Origin of the sequence: Lysobacter sp. Hz25, assembly GCF_046097045.1 — a bacterium.
Taxonomy (GTDB): domain Bacteria; phylum Pseudomonadota; class Gammaproteobacteria; order Xanthomonadales; family Xanthomonadaceae; genus Lysobacter; species Lysobacter antibioticus_B.
Map to the genome: position 1 here is coordinate 180761 of NZ_CP175666.1, position 15606 is coordinate 196366.

12 protein-coding genes are annotated in these 15606 nt (G+C 67.8%); 9 read left to right on the forward strand and 3 right to left on the reverse strand.

Annotation, left to right across the window (positions count from 1 at the left end):
• Positions 1-6 precede the first annotated feature (6 nt).
• From ACKN61_RS00750 to ACKN61_RS00760, 3 genes are all read left to right on the forward strand, one after another.
• On the forward strand, positions 7-2292 hold the full coding sequence (locus ACKN61_RS00750; protein WP_408951861.1) for an RHS repeat-associated core domain-containing protein: 2286 nt from the start codon (positions 7-9) through the stop codon (positions 2290-2292).
• 482 nt (positions 2293-2774) lie between these two features.
• Entirely contained in the window at positions 2775-3320 is a 546-nt protein-coding gene (locus ACKN61_RS00755; protein WP_408951862.1) for a DinB family protein, read from the forward strand.
• Positions 3321-3831: 511 nt separating this feature from the next.
• Positions 3832-5991, forward strand: coding sequence for a M66 family metalloprotease (locus tag ACKN61_RS00760; protein ID WP_408951863.1), 2160 nt, complete (start codon positions 3832-3834; stop codon positions 5989-5991).
• A 154-nt stretch (positions 5992-6145) separates the two neighbouring features.
• Here the strand turns inward: ACKN61_RS00760 and ACKN61_RS00765 are convergent, their stop codons facing one another.
• From ACKN61_RS00765 to mutM, 3 genes are all read right to left on the reverse strand, one after another.
• A complete protein-coding gene (locus tag ACKN61_RS00765; RefSeq protein WP_408951864.1) occupies positions 6146-8971 on the reverse strand; it encodes a protein kinase domain-containing protein in 2826 nt (941 codons plus the stop codon).
• Between the two features lie 127 nt (positions 8972-9098).
• Positions 9099-9671, reverse strand: a complete 573-nt coding sequence (locus ACKN61_RS00770) for an ECF-type sigma factor (protein WP_031370611.1) — start codon at positions 9669-9671, stop codon at positions 9099-9101.
• 169 nt (positions 9672-9840) lie between these two features.
• Positions 9841-10653, reverse strand: coding sequence for a bifunctional DNA-formamidopyrimidine glycosylase/DNA-(apurinic or apyrimidinic site) lyase (gene mutM / locus ACKN61_RS00775; RefSeq protein WP_408951865.1), 813 nt, complete (start codon positions 10651-10653; stop codon positions 9841-9843).
• Between the two features lie 64 nt (positions 10654-10717).
• Between mutM and ACKN61_RS00780 the strand changes: the two genes are divergently transcribed.
• From ACKN61_RS00780 to ACKN61_RS00805, 6 genes are all read left to right on the forward strand, one after another.
• A complete protein-coding gene (locus ACKN61_RS00780) occupies positions 10718-11638 on the forward strand; it encodes a CHAD domain-containing protein (protein ID WP_408951866.1) in 921 nt (306 codons plus the stop codon).
• A gap of 307 nt (positions 11639-11945) precedes the next feature.
• Entirely contained in the window at positions 11946-13151 is a 1206-nt protein-coding gene (locus tag ACKN61_RS00785; protein WP_408951867.1) for an acyl-CoA desaturase, read from the forward strand.
• Between the two features lie 446 nt (positions 13152-13597).
• Entirely contained in the window at positions 13598-13768 is a 171-nt protein-coding gene (locus ACKN61_RS00790; protein ID WP_161786072.1) for a hypothetical protein, read from the forward strand.
• Positions 13769-13780: 12 nt separating this feature from the next.
• Positions 13781-13954 (forward strand): hypothetical protein, encoded by a 174-nt coding sequence (locus ACKN61_RS00795; protein WP_408951868.1) that lies wholly within the window; start codon positions 13781-13783, stop codon positions 13952-13954.
• Positions 13955-14163: 209 nt separating this feature from the next.
• Positions 14164-14502, forward strand: a complete 339-nt coding sequence (locus tag ACKN61_RS00800) for a hypothetical protein (protein ID WP_057972045.1) — start codon at positions 14164-14166, stop codon at positions 14500-14502.
• Positions 14503-14665: 163 nt separating this feature from the next.
• The gene (locus tag ACKN61_RS00805) at positions 14666-15484 is read left to right on the forward strand and encodes a kanamycin nucleotidyltransferase C-terminal domain-containing protein (RefSeq protein ID WP_408951869.1); all 819 of its coding nucleotides are present in this window, start codon (positions 14666-14668) and stop codon (positions 15482-15484) included.
• Positions 15485-15606 lie beyond the last annotated feature (122 nt).

Consider the following 15606-nt stretch of genomic DNA (forward strand, 5'->3'; position numbering starts at 1 on the left):
GGCACCATGTTCGCGCTCAATGCGGGCGGCCCGATCAACAGTCTGGCGACCAGGTTAAAAGGCGAGGAAGCCTCGATGAGCAAAATCGGAACGAAGACGGCATGGTCCGCACTGCTGTTGTTACCGTTATGGTCGCCATGGGCCATCGCCCAATCGGAAGTCGTTTCGCGTACTACCTTTCAATACGACGAACTCGGACGGTTGATCCGCCAGCACGCAGCCGATGGTCAGCTTCAAGCGAGCTATGTCTACGACGTCGGCGGCAATATGATCAGCGCGACCGATGCGTTGGGGCGCGCGACCACGTACGAGTACGATGCATTGAATCGAGCGGTAAAGACGACCGATGCCAAGGGAGGCAGTACGCGAGTCGCTTACAATCTAGCCGGTCTGCCGGTGGAAGTAGTCGATCCCAGGCAGTTGCCGACCACCTATCAGTACGATGGTTTCGGTCAGCTGCTAACACAAGCTAGCCCGGACACGGGAACCACGCGGCACGAGTACGATGCGGCCGGCTTGCGACGTAAGACCACGCGCAACGACAGTTCGGCGTTGAACTACGATTACGATGCGCTAGGGCGCTTGACCAGCGTGAGCAACGGCAGCGAAGTGCGGCGGTACGGCTACGACTGGTGCGGCAACGGCAAGGGCCGGCTATGCAATGCCGACGGCCCCGGCAGCGTCGTCCACTTCGGTTACACGCCGGAAGGCGACGTAGCAATCAAACGCCAGCTGTGGGGCGGCCACGACGATTGGACCCATTACGGTCGCGACGCGCAGGGGCGTGTGGTCGATCTGACTCATCCCAACGGCCTGGTGGTGAAGCATGAGTATTCATGGGATCGTCTGTCCGCGATCCGTGCCGCTTTCCCAGGCGAGCAGATAGCATCGGTCGTTACCGGCATCCGTTATTTGCCCACCGGGCAAGTTGCGGGTTGGACCTACGGCAATGGTCTCAACCGGAACCATAACTACGATCTGAACGGCTACGTTACCGGCATCAGCGCCGGCGATACACAAGACGTCGCCCAAAGCCTCACCCTTGGGCGCGATGCGAACGGGCTCATCACCGCGATCACGAACGGTGCTCGTGCCGAAGCGAGTCAGAATTACACCTACGACGAGTTGGGGCGCCTGGCCACGCTACGTGCCCATCAGGCGAACGAGGATTTCGCCTACGACGCGAACGGCAACCGGACCCATCATGATTGGCAGATTCACGGCTCCGACCATGTAGTGTCGATGCCGGGCGATATCCATTCGGCCAGCAACCGTCTGCTTAACGATCATCAGATCTACGATTACGATCAGCTCGGCAACCGTATCGGACAAGCCTGGGGCGGTTCCATGGCGGTCTACCGCTACGACGCCTTCAACTTTCTGCGCGAGATCGAGCGCGACGTTCCGATCAGCTATTACAACCCGGTCAGCGGATACTTGAGCTTGCCTGCGGGGGTGACCCGCTATGCAACCAATGCCTTGGATCAGCGAATCTCCAAGAGCAATGCCGCTGGCGAAGTGCGTTTTACCTACGACGGCCATCAGATACTCGAAGAGCGATCGGCTGCCGGGGCTCGGAACTACATCTGGCTGGGCGGCGAACTGGTCGGCTTAGTCCAGACCAATCGGGCACTGAGCTTCGTCCACGGCGACCAGCTTGGACGGCCGGAAGTCGTAACCGACTGGAACCGGACCTCGATCTGGCGATCGGCCAACTATGCGTTCGAGCGTCGGGTAACGCAGGATCAGATAGGTGGGCTCAAGGTGGGTTTTCCGGGGCAGTACTACGACGAGGAAAGCGGACTTTGGTTCAATGGATATCGCTACTACGATGCTCGTGTAGGCAGGTACACTCAATCTGATCCCATCGGGCTGGATGGCGGAGTTAATACATATGTCTATGTTGAGGGAAATCCGGTCAACTTGGTTGACCCTTTGGGGCTGGCCGGAGATCCGTTAGCTGGATATAAGCCTATCTATGGACGAATTATCACTAAGACCCCGTCGAGCCCAGTTTCCCTGCTTGAACGACTCATCACCGGTGTGTTGATTGGGAAGGCTTCGTTAGGTACGACGGGCGTTAATAAGTATGGCGATTTTGTGCCGAAGCCTACTACGCTGCTCGGAAGGGCGAGCGTGTTTATCGCATTGATGGAGCCGACGGAAATGGGGTGCGCCGAATTGGATTGTGATAAGAATGGAATTGCCGACTATAAGGAGCGCTATAGTTGTCCGGCTCCGGGAGTTGGAGTATTGGCTCCGGCTGTAGCTCTCCCCGCAGCCGGCCAATGAGGCCTGTATGAAGAAGTTAGCCGCTACTGTGACGTTCCTTGGCTTGTATTTTTTAGGGGTGCTAATGGCATGGCATGTCCCTGCCCTTAGGGACAGCGGGTTGACCGTCGTTTTCGCTCTAGTATGGTTCTTTGTTGTCTCTAAGGCAGTGTCTTACATCGCCGCAAAGCTCGGTTGGACTGAGCCCAAGCCGCGGTAAGGCGTTAAGCTGGTTAAAACCTGCCTATGGCCGGCGGCGATGCGCAGGACGGGTTTCGGCCCGCCGCGAGGAGCAAGGTATTGGACTTGAAGATGAGTGCATTACAATCCGAGGAGCGCTCGCCTATCGCGCATGCGGGCTCAGTTGGTTGCGGATGTTCGTCAGCTGCGATGCGGGCGCCTTGGCGCCGTGCGCACTCATCAACTGGCGCAAGAGAAATTAAGCAGATGCCTTTCGTGGGTTAGGGGCACGGCAGCTGGATAGCTGCAAGGAGTTCTCCACGATGAAGCTGTGCGAACACGCGGCGCTGATGGCCGGCTACAACCGCTGGATGAACGACAAGGTGTACGCAGCGGCTTCGCGTCTATCGCATGAGGCCTTAAGCGAAGACCGCGGTGCATTCTTCGGTTCGATCCTTGGTACGCTCAATCATCTGCTGGTGGCCGACCTGATCTGGCTGCATCGTTTCGCCAGTTATCATCCGACGCGTTTCGAGGCGCTGGACCCGATTCGTAACATGGCGCCGCCGACCGCCATCGATCAGCAACTGCACGATCGTCTCGCGCCCTTGCAGGCGCAGCGAAGCGAGCTCGATACGCGGATCGAGGGTTGGGCAGGCTGCTTGACCGATGCGGACCTCGATCACGTACTGACCTATGCGAACACCCAAGGCGTCGTTTCGCATCGCGACTTCGGCGGGTTGTTGATGCATTTCTTCAACCACCAAACCCATCACCGCGGCCAGGTCACGACGCTGTTGACCCAGGCCGGCGTGGACGTCGGCGCGACCGATTTATTGCTGCTGCTGCCGCAGCACGCGCCGAACTGAGGGCCGAGGTTTCGTCAGGCGTGCTGCGCCAACGGCCTTGCCTGCTGCACGCGGCCTGAGTACGCGGCCCGCTTCGCGCAAATCCGCATGCAGTGCACGATTCTTGGCCATGCGGGCGACGGCTTCGTGGGTATGGCCGATGTTGCCGATACGACAGCGCAGCGCTGCGGTGCGTCGCGCTCGTATCGTCGTGGTGCCGCATCCTTGCCTCCGGATTGTGCGCGCAGTCACGGCTCACGCATGCGACTTCGCGCATCCCGTGCGCGTGCTCGCGACGAGCTGTGCTAACGAAACGTAGGCAGTGCTGCGGTTGCACATGCGCGGGTGTCGCGCTTGGCCGTGCGCAAGCCGCGCATGGCGACGACGCGTCACGATTGCATGGGTATGATGCGGCCCGCCGGATCGTGGGGAGACGATCGCGCCGATCGGCGACGGCTCATACGCAGGATGCTCCATCCATACGCCATTCACTGGCGCGGGCGCAGAGGTTCGTGCCACAGGGGGAACCAGCATGCAGACACCTCGCTTCACCACAACCGCGTTGTGGCTTTCGATCGCACTGAGCTTGAGCGCCTGCGGAGGCGGCGGCGGTGGCGACAAGAAAGGCGGCGAAACCGCGCCGGCTCCGGGCACGCCGCCCGGCACGCCGCCGACTACGCCGCCCCCGCCGCCGCCGGGAGCGGCGGCGCTGGAGATCGCTCAACTCGAACTCGCCCAGACCCACGTGCTGCCGGAAGCCGGGCTGAGCTGGACTCTGCGCCAGGCCAAGGAGCGGCTGCATGCGGTCGGCGGGCGCGAAGCGCTCGCGCTGCTGCGCCTGTCGGCCGACAACGCCGGCAATCCGCAGTTGGAAGGCTGGGCCAACGGCGTTCAACTCGGCACCGTTGCGGTGTCCGCTTCGATCCCCGCCACCGAGGCCGGCGGCGCGGCCTATCCGGGCGCGCGCTACAGCGCGAGCTTGCCGGCGGCGTGGTTGGTGCCCGGTTTGCAGTTGCGCGTGCGCGCCGACAATTATCGCGTCGGCGCTTTCCGCTCGCCCACGATCGGCGCCGACAGCCCGGTGACCCTGCGCGTGCTGCCGCTGTATCTGTTCGGTGCGAACGAGAGCAACTCGGTGCCGCTGGCGACCTCCGGCGCGCCCGATGCCGCCACCGTGACCGAGATCTTCGCCAAATGGCCGGTCGCCAGCGTGGTCGCGCAGAACCATCCGGCGCAGCGCGCGGTGTGGCCGACCTTGTCGATCGCGCCGAGCGGCGGCAAACCGGCTTATCTGGCGCGCAGCACCGACGACGAACAAGCGGGCTACCAGGTCATGGGCGCCGCCTTGAATCTGCTCGGCGGGTTGCTCGCCGCCAACGGCGAATCCTCCGGGCCGGTGCAGTACTACGCGCCGCTGATCCTGTTCGATGCCGCCGGCAAGCTCAAGCATCCCGGCGGCGGCCTGGGCTCGATCGGTGGCGACACCGGCGTCGGCGATCATGGCTACTCGGGCATCTTCATCCATGAGCAGGGCCACGCGATGGGCCTGCCGCACCAGGGCGGCGCCTACACCGACGGCAAGTACCCCTATCTCGCCGGCAGCTTGAACGGATCGGTGTGGGGCTACGACAGCACGCGCAAGGAGTTCCTGGCGCCGTTCGTGCCGGCCACCGCTTCGCGTTATCGCAACTGCGCCGGCGATACCTTCGACAGCACGCCGCGCCAACTCGATGCGCAGGGCCGCTGCATCAAGCAGGACCCGATGCAGAGCGGTTCCGGCGACGAGGCGCGCGGCTACCGCTTCGCGACCTTCTCCGATTACAGCGTCGCGATGATGCAGCGCCATCTGGAAGGCACCACCGCGACCGACAAGAACGGCGCGCGCGTGTACTCCGGCGGCAGCATCGTCGCCGATGCGGCCTTCCCGGGCGGCTACAAGCGTTGGGACGGGATCGACCGGCGCTGGATCGACGTTGCGCCCAAGACCGCCGACAACGGCCTGTACGGCTTCAACCAGGGCTTGCCGGAGCGGCGCGACGTGCCGGTGCAGGCGATCGCGGTCGCTTACAGCCGGGCCGGTACCGCCAACGTCTCGCAGATCTATCCGCCGATCGGTTTCCGCGGCAACCTGCTGCGCTACATCGATCCCACCGATGCGGCGCAGCGCGCGAGCATCGTGCCGAACACCGGGACCTATGCGTGGTACTGCCATAACGGCGGCTGCGACTACACCTTGCGCGTGACCTATGCCGATGGCGGCGTGCGCCATGTGCTGCTGCAAGGCGGTTTCCGTCCCTGGTTCGGCCCGACCACCGCGCCGCCGGCCAGCGCCGGCGATCCCAACAACGGCGACAGCTTCCGCACCTGGGTGGTCAACGTGCCCGCCGACAAGGCGATCGCGCGGATCGAGCTGCTGGATTCGCCGAAGGGGTGGGAAGGCCTGCCGGCTGCGCCGACGGTGTTGCTGTCGCGTCAGGTGCCGGCGGTGAGCGCCCGCGCCACCGAAGCCGGCGCGAACGATGCCGCCTGCATTGAGCTTGCGACCGTCGCGGTGCCGCTCAAGGCCGCACCGGAGCCGCGTTGCGCCTCCACGCCGCGCCCGGCCGCGTCGCCGGCGAGCGAAGCGTCGGCGACGCAACCGGCGGCGGACCTGCATCTGCGCGCCTGGCTCAGCAGCTTGCTCAGGCGCTGACGCCGCAGGCGTCGGATCGTCGCGATCGCGCCCTGCCCCGTCCGCAACCGCGGCGGGGCATGCGCCCTGCGTCGGGACTTCGCGCCCTCATGAGGTGTTGCGGCGACTGCGGCGCGCCGTTCGCTGGCCAGGCGAGCGAACCCGCGAGTGCCGCCTATCCGCTGCAGGCGTCGCGTATGACCTGCACTTCGCGTTTGACCTCGCTGCCGTCCGGTCGCGCGTCGCCGATGCCGCGCAGCAGGCCGTCGAGCGTCGCCCGTGCCTGCCCCCGCTGCGGCCCGCGACAACGCACCTGTGCGGCATAGGCCTGCGCGCGCCAGCCGAGTTCGCGCAATTTTTCGTCGGTGGTCGGCAGTTCCGACAGCGAATCCAGGTGCGCGAGCGCGGCGGCATCGCCGGACAGCGCCTGCACCTGGGCCAGGTCGAGTTCGGCGTGACGGGTGTTCGGGTGGCGCTCGCCATAACTCTTGCGGGTCAGGCTGACCGCGCGTTGCAAGTGGTCGATGCCGCGGTCGCGTTGGTCCAGCGCGATCTCGACATCGCCGAGCAGACGCTCGGTGTCGCCGACCAGGCCGTGCTCGGCGCCGAACTCGGTCACGCGCAGCGCGCGGATCTCGTCGAGCAGAATCCGCGCCATGGTGTTGCGGCCGGTCGCATGCAGCACCGCGGCCTGCGCGAACAGGGCCTCGGCGAGGCGGCCGCGGTCGAGGTGCTTGCGCGAAATCGTCACCGCGTATTCGAGTTCGCTCAGGGCGCGATCGACGTCGCCGCGTTCCCAGGCGATCAGGCCCAGACTGCTGTGCAGGCCGGCCAGGTCGGAATGATCGGCGCCCAGGCGCGGGGTCAGTACGTTGCGCAGTTGTTCCAGCTCGATCTGCGCCTGCACGTACTGGCCTTGTTCGATGTGGAAGGCAGCGAGTTGGCGGCGCACGGCCAGGGTGGCCGGATGCTGGCCGCCGTTGACCTCCAGGGCGATCGCCAGCGCTTCCTTGGCATCGCGTTCGGCGTCGTTGAGCTGGCCGAGGTCGTGTCGCAGCGCGGCCAGGTTGCGGCTGATTTCGACCTGCAGCGGGTGGCGATCGCCCACGCTCTGCTGCAGGCGCCGGCGCGCCTGCTCGAAGCCCTGCAGGGCCTGGCGGCTCTGCCCGGCATCGGCTTGCAGGCTGGCGAGATCCATCAGGTTCTCGACTTCGCCGATGTCGCTGTTCTCGAGCATTTCGCGGCGCAACGCCAGCGAACGTTCGAACAACTGCCGCGCCCCCTGGCGCTCGCCGTTGGCCTGCCGGCACCGGCCGAGTTCGGAATAGAACTCGCTGGCCTGGTTCGGCAATTGCGCCTGTTCGCGCCGGGCCAGGTCGAGCCCGGTTTGCATCAGCGCCGCGCACTCGCGCGGCTGAGCGAGCAGGCGCAGCACCTTGCCGCGTTGGGTGATCGATTCCAGGCGCAGGCTTTCGGGGATGTCGTCGTCGGTGCTGGCGATGATGCTAGCCTGGCGGTCGAGCAACGCGCGCGCTTCGTTGTAGTCGCCCAGGCTGGTGCGCATGCGCGCGATCACCCCGAACAGCTCGGCGCGCGCGCGCGGTTGCCGCGCGAGTTCGCGCGTACCGCGGATCACCGAGGCGTCGAGCAGGCCGCGCAGGTCCAGCGCTTCGCCCTCGGGCGTGCCGCGCGCGCTTTCGAACAGGCCGACCATGAAGTCCTGCATGGCCTGGGCGCGGCTGGCTTCGCCGACCGCTTCGCGCGCCTGCCAGGCGACGATGCCTAGCGCGGCGCTGAGCACCAGGGTGACCAGGGCCGCGGTCGCCAAGGCCCAGCGATGGCGGGCGACGTATTTGTTGAAGCGGTAACGCAGGCTTTGCGCCCGCGCCAGCACCGGCCGGCCGGCTTCGAAACGCTGCAGGTCCAGCGACAGCGCTTCCACCGAGGGATAGCGCTGCTCGGGACGCTTGGACAGGGTCTTGAGGACGATGTTGTCGAGGTCGCCGCTGAGCTGGCGGGCGAGGCGACGCACCGAGTTCGGATCGACCTCGGCGTCGTCGGCGTCGACGTAGCGCAGCACCGCCTGCGAAGGCCGCAGCGGATCGGCGGCGAGGATCGCCTCTTCCCACTCGGCGTCGGTCTGGCGCTTGAGTCGGTACGGCTTGGAATCGGTGAGCAGCTCGTACAGCACCACGCCGAGCGAATACACGTCGGTCATGGTGGTGACCGGCTCGCCGCGCACCTGTTCGGGCGCGGCGTAGTGCAGGGTGAAGGCGCGCGCGCCGGTGCGGGTCTGCTCGGGCAGCGGCACGTCGTTGCTGTCGAGCAGCTTGGCGATGCCGAAATCGAGCAGGCGCACGTCGCCGGCCGGCGTCACCATGATGTTCGACGGCTTGAGGTCGCGATGGACGATCAGGTTGGCGTGGGCGTGGCTGACCGCGTCGCAGATCTGCTGGAACATGCGCAGACGCTTGTCGAGCGGCGTGCGCTGGTTACGGCAGTAGTCGGTGATCGGCTCGCCTTCGACGTACTCCAGGGCGAGATAGGGCAGGCCGTCGCGGCTGATGCCGGCATCGAGCAGACGCGCGATGTGCGGATGCGCCAGGCGGGCGAGGATCTGGCGTTCGCGGGTGAAGCGCGTGCGCAGGTTGGTGTCGGCCAGGCCCGGACGCAGCAGCTTCAGTGCGACCCGGCGCTGGTACAGACCGTCGGCGCGCGAGGCCAGCCAGACCTGGCCCATGCCGCCTTCGCCGAGCAGGCTTTCCAGGCGGTAAGTGCCGACCTCGACGCCCGGGCGCATGCCGGTGTTCTGCGGCGCGACCAGGGGCTCGGAAAGAAAATCCTCGTGGCCTTCTTCGAGCGCGATCAACTCGGTGAGCTGGTCGGCCAATTCGGCGTCGTCGGCGCGCAACTCGCTCAGGCGTTCGGCGCGTGCGACCGGGTCCAGCTCGAGCAGCGCGTCGAGCAAAGGGGACAGGCGTTGCCAGCGTTCGGCATCCATGCGCGGTCAGTCGGTTTCGATACGACGGTCGTCGGCGATGTGGATCATGACGATGCGCATGGTGTGCGGGCGCGCTGCGCGGCGGCAGCCGGGGCGGTGACGGAACGCGGCAGGCGCGGACCGTGCGTCAGCGGCTGGGCTCGTCTTGCAGCGAGGCCAGCAGGAACAGACGGGCCTTCTGCCAGTCGCGGCGGATGCTGCGCTCGGAGCGTTGCAGCAGCGCGGCGATTTCCAGTTCCGAGAGGCCGGCGAAATAGCGCAGCTCGACCACCTGGGCGAGGCGCTGATCGACGGCGGCCAGTTTGGTCAGGGCGGTGTCCAGACCGAGCGTGTCCTCGTCCAGGCGCAGGCCGCCTTCGACGTCGTCGGGCAACTCGGTGACGCGGTGCAGATCGCCGCCGCGCTTCTGCGCCAAGCGCTGGCGCGCGTAGTCGACGACCACGCTGCGCATCGCCGAGGCGGCGTAGGCGAAGAAATGGGCGCGATCGTCGAACTGCGCTTCGCGCCGGCCGACCAGCTTGAGGTAGGCCTCGTGCACCAGCGCGGTCGCGTCCAGGGTCTGGCCGTGCTGGCCGGCGAGCTGGCGCCGCGCCATGGTGTGCAACTCCTGGTACAGAGTCGCGAGCACGCGATCGAGTGCGCCGCGATCGCCTTCGCGGGCGGCATCCAACAGGATCGTGATGTCAGCGCTTTCGGCCATATCGCCCCTCGACTCGGTGGAGACTATAGCGCGTTCATCTTCACATGATAGCGACCGGGGTGGCATCGCCCGCGCCACCCGGGCGCCGTCCGTCCGGAACCGGCGCCCGTAACGCCTGCCGACGGTGCGGACGAGCCGGCCCGGCGGCGGGCAGCGCCGGGTCGCCGCTTCAGCGTTGGCAGTGCCCGCACCAGACGGTGGTGCGCTGGCCGATGCTGGCCTGCTTGAGCGGCCGTCCGCAGCGCGGGCAGGGTTCGCCGCCACGGCCGTAGGCCGACAGCTCCTGCTCGAAATAGCCGGGCGCGCCGTCGGGGCTGATGAAGTCGCGCAGGGTCGTGCCGCCGCGCTGGATGGCGTAGGCCAGGATGTCCTTGATCGAGGCCGCGAGCTCGCCGTAGCGGTCGCGCGAGACCTTGCCGGCCGCGCGCAGCGGCGACACCCCAGCCGCGAACAAGGCCTCGGCGGCGTAGATGTTGCCGACCCCGACCACCACCCGCTGGTCCATCAGGAAGGTCTTCACCGGCGCCTTGCGGCCGCGGCTGAGCTCGAACAGGTAGTCGCCGTCGAAGGCGTCCGAGAGCGGCTCCGGGCCGAGATCGCGCAGCAGTTCGTGGGTTTCGCCGGGCGCCTGCCACAGCAGGCAGCCGAAGCGGCGCGGGTCGTTGAAGCGCAGCACCTGGTCGGAATCGAGCAGCAGATCGACGTGGTCGTGCGCGCGCACCGGCGTGTCCGCGGGCAGCACGCGCAGGCTGCCGGACATGCCCAGGTGCAGCAGGGCGCTGCCGGCGGCCGTGTCGAGCAACAGGTACTTGGCGCGGCGGCGCACTGCGTCGATGCGTTCGCCGGGCAGGGTGTCTTCGATCTGCAGCGGGATCGGCCAGCGCAGGTCGGGGCGGCGCAGGATCGCGGTGACGACGCGGCGGCCTTCCAGATGCGGCGCCAGGCCGCGCCGGGTGGTTTCGACTTCAGGCAATTCAGGCATGCGGCAAGGGTACTATTCCGGCCAGGCCGCGCATCGTTCGAAGGCCGAAACTGGGAGTCGCTTCATGCCGCACGCGCCCGCGTCCGAGGAAGCCGCCGCACACCGGTCCCGGCTCGCCGCGAAGGCGCCGGACGAACCGCTCGCCGCTAAGGCGCCGGACGATCCGGCCGCGCACCCGCCGGGTCGGCGCCTGCGCAGTTTCGCCAGCGCCGAGATCGACATGGCGCTCGACGCCCTGGGCTGGCGCGGCAACCGCATCCATGCCGGCGTGCACCTGGCGCGCAAGGGGCTGCGGCGGGTCCGCGCCACCGTCGCCCTCGGCGGCGGCGCGCTCGGTCCGGGCGCGGTGTTGGTCGACCGCGAGTTGCGCCGGCTCAATCGCGACCTGTCCGAATTGCGCGACGCCCATGCGCTGGTCGAAACCCTGGACCGTCTGCTGCGCCTGTCGCTCGAGGCCGAGGTGCGCACCCTGCTGCGCCGCGCCCGCCGCCGCGCCGCGCAGGCGCGCGCGCGGGTCGCGCACCAAGCCCGCGCCGACGACCCCGAGCTCGGCGCGCGCCGTTCCCTGTTGCGGGTGTTGCGCGCCGCGCTGCGGGCGCTGCCCTGGGACGGCTTGAAGCCGGAGGATTGGCGCGGGGCGGTCACCGCCAGCCTGGCGCGGGTCGCCCGCGGCGCCGAACGCGCGCGCCGCAGCGGCGTGGACGAGGACTGGCACGACTGGCGCCGGCGTGCGCGGCGGTTGTCGCAGCAGCAACGCGCCCTGAAAGCGGCCAAGCTGGGCCGCGATGCGCCGAAGTTCGACAAGCACACGATCGAGCGCCTCGGCGCGGCCCAGGACCTGAACCTGCTGCTCGACCATTGCGGGCGCCGTTCGGTGTTCGGCAAGGCCGACCGCGGCGCCTTGCGGCGCTATGCCGAGGGCGAGCTGGCGCGGTCGCGCGGGGAAATCGTGAATGGGGGCGAGGAAGGGCGCGGCTCGGAGTAGGGGCCGTTCCTCGCTGCTGGCCCCTCACCCCCACCCTCCCGGCTTTGCACTTCCTGCGGTCGCCGCAGGCGGGAGAGGGAGCAAAACGGGGCGGAAGACAGGCTGGGCCGGGCAGCCGCGACCGCCGGTCGGCGGGCGCCGGCTGAACCCTTTCGGCCGCGCCCGTTGCGGGCGTCCTTGCCCGTTGGAATAAACGACCCCATCACATCGCAGAGCCGTACCGGCGCGAAGGGTCCGCGCCGGGTGGCATCATTTGCTCAGGACCGGCCGCTTCGGGCCGGCCCCCGTGGTCTGTCGGAGTTTCGAAATGCCCGCTTCCCTGATCGATTTCCTTGCCGGCGGCCTGGTCCAGGCCGGCTTCTGGGAACTCGCCGTGTACTTCCTCGCGGTCACCCAGCTCACCATCATGTCGGTGACGCTGTACCTGCATCGCTCGATGGCGCACCGCTCGGTCGATTTTCATCCCGCGCTGGCGCACGTGTTCCGTTTCTGGACCTGGCTGACCACCTCGATGATCACCAAGGAGTGGGCGGCGATCCATCGCAAGCACCACGCCAAGTGCGAGACCGAGGAAGACCCGCATAGCCCGCAGTTCAAGGGCATCGACACGGTCATGTGGCGCGGCGTCGAGCTCTACCGCGAAGCGCGCGGCGAGCGCGAGGACATCGAGAAATACGGCAAGGGCTGCCCGGACGACTGGATCGAACGCAAGCTCTATACGCCGCATGCGACCTTCGGCCCGACCTTGCTGCTATTCATCAGCTTCGCCCTGTTCGGCTTCGCCGGCGTGGCGATCTGGGCGCTGCAGATGGTGTGGATTCCGTTCTGGGCCGCCGGCGTGGTCAACGGCCTCGGCCATTGGTGGGGCTATCGCAACTTCGAGACCACCGACACCGCGACCAACCTGACCCCGTGGGGTTTCTGGATCGGCGGCGAAGAACTGCACAACAACCATCACGCCTTCCCGAGCTCGGCCAAGTTCGCCCTGCGCAAGTGGGAGTTCGACATCGGCTGGGCGGCGATCCGCGGTTTGCAGGCCGTGCGCCTGGCCAAGGTGCTGCGCGTCGCGCCGACCCTGGACGTGCGCCCGAACATCGCCATGCCGGACACCGAAACCCTGCGCGCGTTGCTGGCGATCCGCTTCCAGGCGATGACCGACTATTACCGCAGCGTGACCCTGCCGACCCTGCGCGAAGAAGCCGCGCACGCCGGCGACCGCATGCGCACCTTGCCGCGCCGTCTGCGCAAGGGCCTGGCCGACGGCGGCCGCTGGCTCGACGACGGCGCGCGCGCGCGCCTGCAGAGCTGGATCGACGAGCGGCCGCGCATGGCGACCCTGGCCGAGTTCCGCCAGCGCCTGGCGCAAGTGCTCGACGACCGTTCGCACGATGCGCAGGCCACCTTGAACCGTCTGCACGCCTGGTGCGTCGACGCCGAGGCCACCGGCATCCAGTCGCTGCAGGCGTTCTCCGCGCGCATGAAGGGCTACGCGCTGGCGCCGGCGCGCCACTGAGCGTTCGAAGCCGGTTCGCCGGTTGGGTCGTTCCAATAACAACCCGCGCAGCGATGCGCGGGTTTTTTATTGCCGCACAGGCAGCGCGCCGTGCAGCGCGCGATGGCTCGGCCGCCGCCCCGCGCGGCAGCCCCTTCAGGACCGCGACGCCCATCAGCATTTGCCGTCCGGCGAGGGTGTAGCGTGCGCAGGAATGGAGTCGCCGCGCCGGACCGCGTCCCGCGCCGCATAAGGAGATGCCGCATGTGCAGGGACATCGTTGCCCGGACCACCGCAGCTCGGATCATCGCCGCCGTCCGCGCGCCGCTTCCGATTCCCTCTTTCCTGCCTGCCCGTGCCGCCCTGCGCCGCACGCGACCGACGTCATTGCAAGGACGAACCCGCCACCCGTGAACGCGCCGCGCGCCAGGGACGGGGCCGCGCTTCAAGCAAAGGAGACAGAACAGATGAAGGTATTCCGTAGCAAGCGCATCAAGCTGCTCATGCTGGCCTCGTTGTTCGCTGCCGGCATCGGCTTCGGCGTGGCCCAGGCCGACAGTCCCTACCGCGAAGGCTGCCCGCCGAAGGCCGGCTGCAAGTACGGCGGCCAGCGCGTCGGCTGCTGCATGCTGCCCTGAGGACGGCGAACCATGAAGACTTTCCGCAGCACCCGCATGAAGTACTTGGCGATCGCCGCGCTGTTCGCCGCTTCGGTCGGTTTCGGCGCGGCCCAGGCCGACAACAAGTACGCCGAGGGCTGCGCGCCCAAGGCCGGCTGCCAGTTCGGCGGCAATCGCTTCGCCTGCTGCATGGACGATTCCTGATCCGAGGCGGTCGATGATCCGTGCGTGACCGGCCTTGCGCCGTGCGCACCCGTGTTGCCGGCGTCGCCTGCGCGCGCCGCCGGCAACCCTGGTCGGCCGAGCCGGCGGCGCGGGATCCCGCGATCCGCGGCCCGGACTTGCCTGGCGCTGCCGCCCGCGTCAGGCTGCGCGGCAAAGCCGCCGTTCCCGGCGCCACCCGGTTCCCGTGCATGCGCCGACTGATTGCGATCGCGTTCTGTGTTCCGTTGGTCTGCGCGGCCCAGCAAGTCGCCTCGACCGGCGACTATTTGTCGCGCATGGACGGCGACCAGGACGGCAAGATCTCGCTGCTCGAGTACCAGGACTGGCTCAGTTACGCCTTCGACGCGATGGACGCCAACCGCGACGGCCAGTTGGATGCGCAGGAGCAGCCCGCGAGCGGGCGCGGCGCGCGCGCCGCGCTGTCGCGCGAGCAGCATCGCCTGACCCTGGCCGAGCGTTTCGGCAAACAGGATCGCAACCGCGACGGCTGGCTCGACGCGCGCGAACTGGCCTCGCCCCCGCAGTGATCGCCGGCCTGAACGGCTCGCTCGGCCGAGGCGAACGCTAAGGCCACGGGCGTCGCGTTTCCGGCGCGTTGCGCGATGCGCATCCGGCGAATTCTCCGCAGCCCGTCGCATTGCCCGGATTGCGCAATTGCCGCCGCTGCGCCGCGCGTGATACCTAGTCGCGATGAATTACGCACTGCCCCGCGGCGAACTCGATACGCTGTTCGCCGGCCCCCAATCGGTCACTTCCGAACAACGCCGCGAACTGGCCGAACTGATCGTCGAACGACTGCGTCAGGTCCATGGCGAGCGCCTGCTCGCGGTCGCCATGTACGGCTCGACCGCGCGCGACGGCGACGGCCCGTACTCGGACATCGAACTGTGGGCGGTGCTCGACGACGACGCCCTCGGCGCCGACTACGACGAAACCCTGGAATGGGTGCACGGTCGCGGCAAGGCCGAGCTCAACCTGATGTCGCGCACCGCCATCGAGGCCTATGCGCGCGAAGTCGACGAAGGCTGGGCGCTCAGCCACGGCCAGTTCGTGCATGCGCGCGCGCTGTGGATCGCGCCCGACCACGGCGCCCTGGTCGAGACCTTGCGCTCGCTCGCCGCGCATCCGAACGATGAGGCGGTGGACGCGGCCTTGGCCGAAATCGTGGTCGGCGAGCTGTACGAACTGGTCGGCAAGCTGCGCAATCGCTATGCGCGCAAACCGCTGTCCCTGCTCGCCTGCGAGTTCGCCCAGCACCTGGCCTGCCTGATCGGCCTGGCCGAGCGACACGTGTTCGCATCGAGCGGGACCATGTTCGACGAGGCCGCCGACCTGCCCGGGCCGGACGGCGCAGCGCAATTGTTCGGCCTGGTGGGCCAGGGCGATCTGCGCGACGAAGTGGTGCTGAGCATGGCCGTGGAGCGGGTCTGGACCGGCCTGGAGGAATGGGCGCACGCCGCATCCTTGAACGAGGCGCTGGAACTGCGCTGCGCGGCGTCGGAGCGCTGAGCGGCGCCGATCCGGTACAGTCCGCATCGTCGACGGGACCGCTGCGGGGGCGTAACCGGCGTGCCCGCACGAGCGCGCCGCGCGTCGCCGCCGGGTCCTGCGCAGTGCCGTCGACAACGCCG